10 protein-coding genes are annotated in these 11,896 nt (G+C 68.5%); 7 read left to right on the forward strand and 3 right to left on the reverse strand.

Translation table 11 applies throughout. The features are described from left to right. Positions 1–2 precede the first annotated feature (2 nt). A complete protein-coding gene (gene coaBC, locus C1A30_RS19670; RefSeq protein ID WP_101949812.1) occupies positions 3–1,256 on the forward strand; it encodes a bifunctional phosphopantothenoylcysteine decarboxylase/phosphopantothenate--cysteine ligase CoaBC in 1,254 nt (417 codons plus the stop codon). A gap of 135 nt (positions 1,257–1,391) precedes the next feature. Next, on the forward strand, positions 1,392–2,600 hold the full coding sequence (gene metK, locus C1A30_RS19675) for a methionine adenosyltransferase (protein ID WP_101949813.1): 1,209 nt from the start codon (positions 1,392–1,394) through the stop codon (positions 2,598–2,600). Positions 2,601–2,651: 51 nt separating this feature from the next. Here the strand turns inward: metK and C1A30_RS19680 are convergent, their stop codons facing one another. Beyond that, entirely contained in the window at positions 2,652–4,136 is a 1,485-nt protein-coding gene (locus tag C1A30_RS19680) for an NAD(P)/FAD-dependent oxidoreductase (RefSeq protein WP_101949814.1), read from the reverse strand. 36 nt (positions 4,137–4,172) lie between these two features. Beyond that, entirely contained in the window at positions 4,173–4,814 is a 642-nt protein-coding gene (locus C1A30_RS19685) for an HD domain-containing protein (protein WP_101949815.1), read from the reverse strand. 84 nt (positions 4,815–4,898) lie between these two features. Between C1A30_RS19685 and C1A30_RS19690 the strand changes: the two genes are divergently transcribed. After that, positions 4,899–5,867 (forward strand): GlxA family transcriptional regulator, encoded by a 969-nt coding sequence (locus tag C1A30_RS19690; RefSeq protein ID WP_101949816.1) that lies wholly within the window; start codon positions 4,899–4,901, stop codon positions 5,865–5,867. Here C1A30_RS19690 and C1A30_RS19695 read toward each other — a convergent pair. Continuing rightward, positions 5,862–6,803, reverse strand: coding sequence for an alpha/beta hydrolase (locus C1A30_RS19695; protein ID WP_235010002.1), 942 nt, complete (start codon positions 6,801–6,803; stop codon positions 5,862–5,864). The two genes, C1A30_RS19690 and C1A30_RS19695, sit on opposite strands and share 6 nt — an antisense overlap. On the opposite strand from C1A30_RS19695, the gene C1A30_RS19700 reads away from it, so the two are divergent. From C1A30_RS19700 to C1A30_RS19715, 4 genes are read left to right on the forward strand one after another with little or no spacing between them, the layout of a single operon-like run. Continuing rightward, the gene (locus C1A30_RS19700) at positions 6,772–7,506 is read left to right on the forward strand and encodes a lysoplasmalogenase (protein ID WP_101950330.1); all 735 of its coding nucleotides are present in this window, start codon (positions 6,772–6,774) and stop codon (positions 7,504–7,506) included. The genes C1A30_RS19695 and C1A30_RS19700 overlap by 32 nt on opposite strands. Continuing rightward, the gene (locus tag C1A30_RS19705; protein WP_101949818.1) at positions 7,503–9,503 is read left to right on the forward strand and encodes a primosomal protein N'; all 2,001 of its coding nucleotides are present in this window, start codon (positions 7,503–7,505) and stop codon (positions 9,501–9,503) included. Before C1A30_RS19700 ends, C1A30_RS19705 begins: the two co-directional genes overlap by 4 nt. 37 nt (positions 9,504–9,540) lie before the next feature. Next, positions 9,541–11,343 (forward strand): DUF2207 domain-containing protein, encoded by a 1,803-nt coding sequence (locus C1A30_RS19710; protein WP_101949819.1) that lies wholly within the window; start codon positions 9,541–9,543, stop codon positions 11,341–11,343. After that, entirely contained in the window at positions 11,337–11,873 is a 537-nt protein-coding gene (locus tag C1A30_RS19715) for a LemA family protein (protein WP_101949820.1), read from the forward strand. Before C1A30_RS19710 ends, C1A30_RS19715 begins: the two co-directional genes overlap by 7 nt. Positions 11,874–11,896 lie beyond the last annotated feature (23 nt).

Genomic DNA, 11,896 nt, shown 5'->3' on the forward strand with positions numbered 1-11,896 from the left:
CGGTGAGCGACCGCAAGCGGATCATCGTCGGCGTCGCCGGTGGCATCGCCGCTTACAAGGCGGCGACAGTCGTCCGTCAACTCACCGAAGCGGGCCATTCCGTCCGCGTCGTGCCGACCGAGTCTGCGCTGCGCTTCATCGGCGCCGCGACGTTCGAGGCCCTGTCCGGTAATCCTGTGCACACCGGCGTGTGGGACGACGTCCACGAGGTGCCGCATGTCCGGTACGGCCAGGAGGCCGACCTGGTGGTGGTCGCCCCCGCCACCGCTGATCTGCTGGCCCGCGCGGTCGCGGGCCGCGCCGACGACCTGCTGACCGCGACGCTGCTGACCGCGCGATGTCCGGTGATGTTCGCGCCCGCCATGCACACCGAGATGTGGTTCCACCCGGCCACCGTCGACAACGTCGCGACGTTACGACATAGGGGCGCAATCGTTCTCGAGCCCGCCTCGGGTCGGCTCACCGGAGCCGACACCGGTGCGGGCCGGCTGCCGGAGGCCGAGGAGATCACCACGCTCGCAGGCCTTCTGCTGGAACGCGGCGATGCGCTGCCCTACGACCTGGCCGGCGTCAAAGTGCTCGTCAGCGCCGGAGGCACCCGCGAAACAATCGACCCGGTGCGCTTCATCGGCAACCGCAGTTCGGGCAAGCAGGGTTACGCGATGGCGCGGGTGATGGCGCAGCGCGGCGCGGACGTCACCCTGATCGCCGGTAACACCGCGGGGCTGATCGACCCGGCCGGCGTCGAGGTCGTCCACATCGGCTCCGCGGCCCAGCTCAAAGACGCCGTCTCCAAACACGCCCCCGACGCGCACGTCCTGGTGATGGCGGCCGCGGTCGCCGACTTCCGGCCCACCAACGTGCAAACCAGCAAGATCAAGAAATCCGCCGATCCGAATGCGGCCGCGCCGGTCATCGAACTGACCCGCACCGATGACGTGCTCGCCGGTGCCGTGCGGGCGCGCGCGGACGGCCAACTGCCCAATATGCGGGCCATCGTGGGGTTCGCTGCGGAAACCGGTGACGCGAACGGAGATGTGCTCTTCCACGCCCGCTCGAAATTGAAACGCAAAGGCTGCGATTTGCTCGTGGTCAATGCCGTCGGTGAGAATCGGGCGTTCGAAGTCGACAACAACGACGGATGGCTGCTCGCATCGGACGGGACCGAATCGGCACTGGAGCACGGTTCGAAAACTCTGATGGCCAGCCGTATTGTGGACGCGATCGTGGCCTTCCTGCGCGGAAACGGCGGGTAGCGGCGGGCGGCTGCGGGTGAGGCCAACGCAGGCATCAGGCTGCAGCTAAGGGTTGCGCGAGCGGGAGGCGCACGCTTGGCTGCACCGAGGCAGGCATATAATTCGATTGACTAAGTTTCGGAAAGGGTTCGAACCGTGAGCGATGCTCGGCTGTTTACCAGTGAGTCGGTAACCGAGGGCCACCCCGACAAGATCTGTGACGCCATCAGCGACTCGGTGCTGGACGCGTTGCTCGCGGACGACCCGAAGTCCCGCGTCGCCGTGGAGACCCTTGTCACCACCGGCCAGGTCCATGTCGTCGGCGAGGTGACCACCCAGGCGAAAGAGGCGTTCGCCGATATCACCAACACCGTGCGCGCGCGCATCCTCGAGATCGGCTACGACTCCTCGGAGAAGGGCTTCGACGGCGAGACGTGCGGTGTGAACATCGGCATCGGCAAGCAGTCGCCGGATATCGCGCAGGGTGTCGACACCGCCCACGAGACCCGCGTCGAGGGCGCGGGCGACCCGCTGGACGCCCAGGGTGCCGGCGATCAGGGCCTGATGTTCGGCTACGCGATCAAGGACACCCCCGAGTTGATGCCGCTGCCGATCGCGCTGGCGCACCGCCTGTCGCGGCGGCTCACCGAGGTGCGTAAGAGCGGCGTGCTGGATTACCTGCGTCCCGACGGCAAGACCCAGGTCACCGTGCAGTACGACGGCACCACCCCGGTCCGGCTGGACACCGTCGTGCTGTCGACGCAGCACGCCGCGGGCATCGACCTGGACGCCACCCTGACCCCGGACATCCGGGAGAAGGTCGTCAACACCGTGCTGGCGGACCTGAACCACGACACCATGGACACCTCCGACTTCCGGCTGCTGGTCAACCCGACCGGCAAGTTCGTGCTCGGCGGCCCCATGGGCGACGCCGGCCTGACCGGCCGCAAGATCATCGTCGACACCTACGGCGGCTGGGCCCGCCACGGCGGCGGCGCCTTCTCCGGCAAGGATCCGTCAAAGGTGGACCGTTCCGCCGCCTACGCGATGCGCTGGGTGGCAAAAAACGTCGTCGCAGCGGGCCTGGCCGAGCGGGTCGAGGTGCAGGTCGCCTACGCGATCGGCAAGGCCGCCCCGGTCGGGTTGTTCGTCGAGACCTTCGGCAGCGAGACGGTCGACCCGGCCCGCATCGAGAAGGCCATCACGTCGGTGTTCGACCTGCGTCCCGGCGCGATCGTCCGCGACTTGGATCTGCTGCGGCCGATCTACGCGCAGACCGCCGCCTACGGCCACTTCGGCCGCACCGACGTCGAACTGCCGTGGGAGCAGCTCAACAAGGTCGACGAGCTCAAGGCCTCCGTCTAGGGATTTGTGTGCGTCGACGAGCGGTGAGCGCTCCAAAACGCACCCAAATCGCTAGGAACTGAAGGCGTAATCGTCGAGCGGGAAGCGGCGGCTGCGGACGTACGTCTCGATCGTGCTGGCCGGCCGCAGCGGCACGTCGCCGTTCTTGTCGAAGTAGTAGCTGTTGGCGTTCTGGCAGCTGTCCTGCCAGAAGATCTGCCGGTGCCGCTTGCGCATCATCTCGGCGAAGTACCGGTCGTTGGCCTCCTGCTTCACCTCGACGCGGCTGGCGCGGCGGCGTCGCGCCTGCTTCAGGCAGCGGACGATGTGGTGTGTCTGAGTCTCGATCAGCGCGAAGTAGGAGTTCCCGACATAGCCGTACGGTCCGAAGACGGTGAAGAAGTTCGGGAAGCCGGGCACGCTGACGCCCTCGTAGGCCTGCAGGCGGTGCTCGGCCCAGTGGCGGCTCCACGATCGGCCGCCTGAACCGCTGACCGGATACGTCGGCATCTCGTCGGTGTCCATCGTCTTGAACCCGGTCGCGAGGATCAGCACGTCCACGTCGCGGGTTTCGCCGTCCGTGGTGGCCACCCCCGAACCGGTGATCTTGTCGATCGGCTCGGTGACCAACTCGACGTTGTCGCGGTTGTAGGTCGACAAATAGGTGTTGTGGAACCCGGGCCGCTTGCAGCCGACGGCGTAGCGCGGGGTGAGCTTGTCGCGCACCTCCGGGTCCTTGACCTGTTTGCGCAGATACGACTTGCCGACCTGCGTCATGTTCTTGGCCATCGGGTTGAGGGTGAAGTACTGGGCGGGCAACGTGAAGGTCAGTTCGACGTAGGCCTGGCTGAGCAGCCGCTGCACCGTGTGGCCGCCCGGCAGTCGCATCAACCGCCGGATCGTCGGCGACAGCGGCATGTCGGCTTTCGGGAAGCACCAGATCGGGGTGCGCTGAAAGACATAGAGCTGCTTGACAATTGGCGCAATCTCGGGAATGACCTGGACCGCTGAGGCCCCGGTGCCGATGATCGCGACGCGCTTACCGGTCAGGTCCTGCTCATGGTCCCAGCGCGCGGTGTGCATCGTGACGCCTGCGAACGAGTCGACGCCGTCGATGTCGGGAAGATTCGGCGTGATGAGCACCCCGCACGCGTTGACCAGGAACCGCGCCGTGACCGTCTCGCCGGTGTCGAGTTCGACTCGCCACACGCTGGCGTCGTCGTCGAACACGGCGCCGGTCACCTTGGTGTTGAACCGGATTTTCGGCCGCAGGCGGTATTTGTCGACGCAGTGCTCGGCGTAGGCCTTCAGTTCCCGCCCTGGCGCGTACGTCCGCGTCCAGTCCGCGCTCTTCTCGAATGAGAACTGATACGAGAAGGACGGAATGTCAACGGCGATACCGGGATACGTGTTCCAGTGCCAGGTGCCGCCGGGCCCATCACCTGCCTCGACGATCACGTAGTCGCCGAGGCCCGCTCTGTCCAGCTTGATGGCGGTGCCGATGCCGGAGAATCCGGCACCGACGATGACGGTGTCGTACTGGGGCGTAGCGGGCATACACCGAATGTAAACCCGCGGCGCGCTTTCCCGGTCCTACTCCGGCCAGCTGTTCGTCAGAATGATGTTGACGAAGTCCTCGCGGACGAAACTCGGGTCGAAATGCGCCAGCACGTCGTCGTTGACGGTGCCGAACGTCGAGAACGGCCGGTGCTTCATGCCCTCGTTGAAGGCCTGCAGGATGCTGCGCTTGAAATCCGGTCGCGGGTGCGCAGCGGTCACGGCGTCGCGTTCTTCGGCTGACAGATCGTCGCGGCCGATGCCGAGAACGTCGGTCTCGACGCCCGCGGTGACCAGCGCGATCTCCGGGTCGAGGAACTCCGGGATACCCGGCGTCGTGTGCAGCGCGATGGACAGCCACACCTTGCGCACCGTCGCGTCGTCATAGCCGTGGTCACGTAGGAACTTCTCGGCGGCGTTGGCGCCGTCCACCTCGAACCGTCCCATCGAATCGCGGTAGCCCTCCGTCAGGCCGATGTCGTGGAACATCGCGCCGACGTAGAGCAGTTCGAGGTCGGGGTCCAGGCCGCGGCGCCTGCCCTGCAGCGCGCCGAACAGGAACACCCGCCGCGAGTGGTTGTACAGCAGGTCGTTCTCGGTGTCCCGGATGTATGCGGTGGTGTCTCGTACGAGTTGGGTGTCTGGTATCGCGATGCCCGCGATTGTCTGTGTAGTCATGGCATCAGTGTTGGTCCGCGTCGCCCCGCCCCGGCACTGTCCGCTGTGCCATTTTTCCCACAGAAAGCGACATAGGGTGGGGGCATGCCAACTGATCGACTCGTCGTGTTCGTGGTGTTCGACGGCATGAAACTGCTCGATGTGGCCGGGCCCGCGGAGGTGTTCGCGGAGGCGAACCGGTTCGGCGCCTCGTACGAGGTGGTGATGGCGTCGGTCGACGGCAGCGACGCGGTCACCTCCGTCGGCACCCGGTTGGCCGTGTCGACGTCGATTGCCGCGGTCGAAAAGGCCGACACCGTAGTGGTTTCGGGCGGCGACGATCTGGTCGGCCGACCCATCGACCCGCAACTGGTCGCCGCGGTGAAGGCGCTGTGCCCGCGCACCCGCCGGATGGCGTCCATCTGCACCGGGTCGTTCATCCTGGCGCAGGCGGGCCTGCTCGACGGGCGCCGCGCCACCACCCATTGGCGGCAGACCGGCCTGCTGTCGCGGGCGTACCCGAAGATCACCGTGGAACCGGACGCGATCTTCGTGCGCGACGGCGACATCTACACCTCGGCCGGGGTGTCGGCGGGCATCGACCTGGCGCTGGCACTGGTCGAAGACGACCACGGCGCCGACCTCGTCCGCGAGGTGGCCCGCTCGTTGGTGGTGTACCTGAAACGGGCAGGCGGGCAGTCGCAGTTCTCCGCGCTCGTCGAATCCCGGCCGCCGGAGCGCTCGCAGTTGCGCGCGGTCACCGAGGCGATCGCCGCCGACCCCGGCGCCAATCACACCGTGAAAACCCTTGCCGCGCAAGCAGCTTTGAGCACCCGCCAGCTGACCCGGTTGTTTCAGACCGAACTCGGCACCACGCCTGCCCGTTATGTCGAGATGATCCGGATCGATGCTGCGCGCTCGGCGCTCGACGCCGGTCGTTCGGTGACCGATTCCGCCCGGTTGGCGGGCTTCGGCAGCGCCGAGACGCTGCGCCGGGTGTTCGTCAGCCAGCTCGGCATCTCACCGAAGGCCTACCGCGACAGGTTCAAATCCACCGGCGCGATCGCGTCATGACGCGTGTAACGCCTTGCGTAACGCCGCGAGTCCGCGCTCTGCGGCGGCCGTGGCGGCGGGCACGACGCCCGCATAGCCGAGATAGCCGTGGATCAAGGTCTCGGCGTTGTGCAGTTGGACCGGCACACCGGCCGCGGTGAGCAGTTCGGCGTAGCGGGCGCCGTCGTCGCGCAGCGGGTCATGCCCTGCGACGGCGATGTAGGCAGGCGGGAGTTCGGTCAGGTCCTCGGCCCGTCCAGGAGCCAGCGTCGCCGGCATCTCGGAAAGGTCCAAATCGCCTACGTACCAACGCCCGAACCCGCCGACCGACGCTCGGTCGAGCAGCGGCGCATCCGCGTTCTCGGCGAACGACGGCAGCGAGGTGTCCCACGTGGTGGCTGGATACCACAGCAGCTGGAAACGAATCGGCGGCCCGCCCGCATCGCGCGCGAGAAGCGCGACCACCGCGGCGAGGTTACCGCCCGCGGAGTCGCCCGCCACCGCCATCCGGTCAGGGTCGGCGCCCAGTTGATCCGCGTTCGCCGCCACCCATTGCGTTGCGGCCCAAGAATCTTCGACCGCGGCCGGGTACGGGTGCTCAGGGGCGAGCCGGTACTCCACCGACACCACCACCGCGTCGGCGCCGACCGCATGACTGCGCGCATCCCCGTCGTAGCTGTCGAGGTCTCCGACGCACCATCCGCCGCCGTGCAGGAAGACGACCACCGGCAGCGTCTCCTGCGTTGTCGGCGGCCGGTAGATCCGGATCCGGATGGGCCCCGCGGGCCCCTCGATGGTGCGGTCCTCGGTGTGCACCTCCGGATGCACCTGGCGGCGCGGCAGGTCGCGGAACCGCTGCCTCGCGGCCTCGACGCCGCCGTCGGTTGTCAACTGAAACGGAACGGCCTTTAGTACCTTCAGCAGGATGGCGTCGACCGCGGGCTTGGCAACGGACACGGGGACACCGTACGCACATCCGCGGACGCGGATCCTGTGGGTGGCCGCCGTGATCGTCGGCGCCTGTTACGGCGTTTTCCTGATCGCCACGGCCCTGCGGCTGCCCCATGGCGCCGAACTCACCGGCCAGTTCCTGCTGCAGCCCGCGGTCAAGGCGCTGACGGCGGTCCTGCTTGCAGCCGCGGCGCTGACCCACCCGATCCAGCGTGAGCGACGCTGGCTGGTCGCGGCGCTGCTGTTCTCAGCCGCCGGGGACTTCCTGCTGGCGATGCCGTGGTGGGCGCCGTCGTTCGTGCTCGGCCTTGCCGCGTTCCTGATCGCGCACCTGTGCTTCCTGGCGGCCCTGATCCCGCTGGTCGCGCGCTCTCGGCGGCGACTGGCCGCCGCGGCAGTCATGGTGGCCGCCTGCGTCGCGCTGCTGGTGTGGTTCTGGCCCCGACTGCTCGCCGAGGGGATGGCCGTTCCCGTCACGGTGTACATCGCTGTGCTCGGCGCGATGGTGTGTGCGGCGCTGCTGGCCCGGCTGCCGACGCCGTGGACCGCGCTTGGCGCGGTGTGCTTCGCGGTGTCCGACGGCATGATCGGCATCGGCAAGTTCGTCCTTGCACCAACAAACACAGAGGCACTCGCCGTGCCGATCTGGTGGGCGTATGCCGCGTCGATCGTGCTCATCACGGCCGGCTTCTTCTTCGGCCGCAAGTGACCACCACCCGACACCCGGCCGAGCACGAGCCCATCGCCCGTGTGCTGCCCATGTTGACGGTGCCGCATCTGGACCGCGAATTCGACTACCTGGTGTCGGCCGAGCAGTCCGACGACGCGCAGCCAGGGGTACGCGTCCGAGTCCGCTTCCACGGCAGACTCGTTGACGCGTTCGTCCTTGAAAGACGCTCGGACACAGACCATGTCGGCAAGCTGGGTTGGCTGGACCGTGTCGTGTCGGCTGAGCGGGTGCTGACGCCGGAGGTGCGCCGCCTCGTCGACGCCGTCGCGGCGCGATACGCCGGCACCCGCGCCGACGTGTTGCGACTGGCGGTGCCGCCGCGGCACGCAGCGGTCGAGAAGCAGTCGGCACCCGAACTCGCGCCGCTGGCGGTCAAACCGGTCGACACCGCCGCGTGGTCCGAATACGGACGCGGCGAACAGTTCCTCGGCGCTCTCGGTGACGGCCGCGCCGCGCGCGCGGTCTGGCAGGCGCTGCCGGGGGAGAGGTGGACCGACCGGCTTGCCGAAGCGGCCGCGGTGACGGTGAGTTCCGGCCGCGGCGTGCTGGCCGTGGTGCCCGACCAACGCGATGTGGATGCGTTGTCCGCCAGCGTAATTCGGCTGATCGACGAGGAGCGGGTGGCCGCGCTGTCTGCCGGTCTCGGACCGGCCCAGCGCTACCGCCGGTGGCTGTCGGTGCTGCGCGGCGGGGCGCGCATGGTGATCGGGACCCGCAGCGCCGTGTTCGCGCCCGTCGCCGACCTCGGCCTGGTGATGGTGTGGGACGACGGCGACGACACTCTCTCCGAACCGCGCGCGCCCTACCCACACGCGCGTGAGGTGGCGATGCTGCGTGCCCATCAACTGCGGTGCGCGGCGTTGATCGGCGGCTACGCCCGCACCGCCGAATCGCAAGCGCTGGTGCGCAGTCGGTGGGCGCACGACCTGGTGGCCCCGCGCGCCGTCGTGCGCGCGCGTTCGCCGCGCGTGGTGGCACTCGACGACAGCGGCCACGAGCAGGAGCGTGATCCCGCGGCCCGCACCGCCCGGGTGCCGTCGCTGGCGTTGCGTGCGGCCCGCACCGCACTGGAGGCCGGGCGTCCGGTGCTCGTCCAGGTGCCGCGGCGCGGCTACGTGCCCGCGCTGGCGTGTGCGCGGTGCCGCACCGTGGCCCGCTGCAGGCATTGCACCGGTCCGCTGTCGCTGCCGGATCGCGACACCGCGGGCGCGGTGTGCCGCTGGTGTGGCCGCGCGGACCGGGCGTTGCGTTGTGCCCGCTGCGGATCCGACGCTGTCCGCGCGGTGGTCATCGGCACCAGGCGCACCGCAGAGGAACTCGGCAGGGCGTTCGCGGGCACACCGGTGATCACCTCGGGCGGTGAGGCGATGGTGGCGACGGTCGCCGAAGAGCCCGCGGTGGTCGTCGCGACGCCAGGCGCCGAACCGGTGGCCGCGGGCGGCTACGGGGCGGCGCTGCTGCTGGACGCGTGGGCGCTGCTGGGGCGTCAGGATCTGCGGGCCGCCGAGGACACGTTGCGGCGCTGGATGGCCGCCGCGGCGCTGGTCCGCCCGCGCGGCGACGGCGGCACCGTCGCGGTGGTGGCCGAGTCGGCGATCCCGACCGTGCAGTCGCTGATCCGGTGGGATCCGGTGGGGCACGCCGACGCCGAACTCGACGCGCGCGCCGAGGTCGGTCTGCCGCCGGCCGTGCACATCGCCGCGGTCGACGGCACCCCGGCGGCCGTGAACGCTCTCATCGACGCCGCGGACCTGCCCGAGGGCGCGCAACTGCTCGGGCCCGTCGACCTGCCCGCGGGCGCACGCAGGCCGCCCGGTGTCACCGCCGAAAGCCCGGTGAGCCGGATGCTGGTGCGGGTGCCCCGCGACGGCGGGCTGGCGCTCGCGGCCGCGCTGCGACGGGCAACCGGGGTGCTCAGCGCGCGACACGACCAACAGCCAACGCGTGTGCAAATCGACCCGTTGCACATAGGGTAGTTCCGACGCGGCGACTCGCGCCGACGAGGAGGTGGCCATGGGGCGGCTGTTCAAGTGGCTGATCCCGTTGGCGCTCATCACCTTTGGACTGCTGTGGCCGTTGGTGTTCAACGGCGGCTCCGAAGCATCCGACGTCTCAGATCCTGTGGTGTTCAGCAACTACCGGGCCGACTTCGTCGTCAACCGCGACGGCGAACTCGACGCCGTTGAGACGATCACCGCCGAATTCCCAAGCGGACGCCACGGCATCTTCCGGTACTGGGACGTCTCGAATCCGAACAGTCCGCGGGTGCGGCAGACGCCGGAGATCACCTCGATCCTGCTCGACGGAGAACCGGCGTCGTACCAAATGCTCTGGGAGGACGCCGAACGCTTCCGAGTGGCCAAGATCGGCGATCCCGACAACTACCTCAGCTACGGCACCCACGTGTTCGAGATCCGGTACCGCATCCCCGGTGTGCTCGATCCCGGAACCACCGGCGCCGACAAGACGTTCGCCACGAGCGTCGGTGCACAGTCGACGTCGCCGTCGGTGTTCTTCTGGAATGTCATCGCGCCATCGTGGAACAACGAGATCGAGAACGTCGACGTCACCGTGACGTTGCCCGGCGATGTCGGCCGCGCCCAATGTTCGGTGGGCTACGGCGTCGGCCGCACGTGCGACCTCAGCGTCGAAGGCGACACCGTCAAGGTAACCGCGCAAACCCTCAAACCCCGCACGCCGGTCACCCTGCGCGCCGGCGTCGACGTGCCGACACCGCCGCGGATCAGCCTGCCGTGGTCCTACACGTGGGACCGCATCCTGGGCCAGTCGGTCAGTGGAGTCGTCTGGATGCTCGGCCTGACAGCGGTTTTCGGTCTTGGCGCGCTGCTGTGGTACCGCACCACGGTCGAACCGTCGCCCGGGTTCCCGTTGCAGTACGCGCCGCCGGCGGGCCTCGGGCCGGTGCAGACCGAATACATCCGCACCGAGTCCGTCCCCAAGAACGGACTCACCGCGACGCTGTTCTACCTCGCCGAGCGCGGGCTGATCGAACTGAAGCAGGTCAACGAGAAGCAGTGGAACATCCGAAGTCTCGCCGAGCGCAGCGCGTGGGCCGATGTCGATCCGGTCAGCGTCGCGGTCGGGTCCGCGCTGCGGGTGATGAACAAGGGCGGCGAATTCGAGGCCAAGCACACCGTCAAATCCGGTCAGCGGCTCAGCAAGGCCAAAACCGACATGGCCGCCGGGGTCAAGAAGTGGGCCTTCGACGAGGGGCTGATGGTCAAGCGCAAGAAGGAGATGTGGGTGCGCGCCGCCAACGCGGTCGCGTTCCTGCTGATGATCTGCGGATTCTTCCGCTGGGGCTTCCCGACTACCATGTGGGCGCTGCCGTTCGCCGCGTTCTTCCTGCTGTCGCTCGGGGCGTGGGCGGACGGCGTCGGCACCCGACGTACCGAGACCGGCCGCGAATTGTGGTCGCGGGCAGGCGGGTTCCATCGGATGCTGGCCACCGACTCCGCCGAGACGCGATTCGACTTCGGCGCCCGCAAGGACTTGTACACCGCGTACGTGCCGTTCGCCGTCGCGGCGGGCGTGGCGGCGCTGTGGGCCAAGAAATACGAAACCACGATGGGAGCGCCTGCACCGCAACCGGATTGGTACAACTCGTCATCGAGCACCTCAACCGGCTTCATGGGGGGTTCCGGCGGTGCGAGTTTCGACAGCTTCGAGTCGGCGTTGTCGTCGTCGATCGGCGCGTACACCGCGTCGCAGTCGTCGTCGTCATCCGGCGGCGGAAGCAGTAGCAGCGGTGGCGGTGGCGGCGGTGGTGGCGGCGGAGGAGGCGGCTCGTGGTGAGGTTCCTGCTGATTCTCGTGCTGGTGGTGGCGGTACTGGCGCTGATCGGATTCGTGGTGGGCTACAACAAGATCCGGGCCGCCGACGTCCGCGTCGCCGAGGCGCTTTCCGGTATCGACGTCGAGCTGACACGGCGCGCGTCGCTGATTCCCAGCCTGGTGCACACCGTCGAGACGTTCGCCGCCCACGAGAAGGGCATCCTTGACCACGTCACCAATGCGCGCGCGGCGCTGACCTCGGCGACCACCGGGAAATCGGTGGCGCAGCGCAGCGCGGCGGAGCGGGAGCTCGATAACGCGCTGGCCCCGGTGCTCGCGCTCGGGCAGGCCTATCCGCAGCTGAACTCGTCGAACAACTTCCTGAACTTGCAGGACAATCTCGCCGACACCGAAGACAAATTGGCCTTCGCGCGGCAGTACTACAACGACGCGGTGGCCACACTGAACCGGCTGATCACCACCATCCCGTGGATGTTCGTCGCGCCGTTGGCCGGGGTGTCGGAGCGGGAGTACTACCAGACGCCTCGCTAGCCGCCGGGTAGCGCTCCCTACAC

The organism is Mycobacterium sp. 3519A (genome assembly GCF_900240945.1).
Taxonomy (GTDB): Bacteria; Actinomycetota; Actinomycetes; order Mycobacteriales; family Mycobacteriaceae; genus Mycobacterium.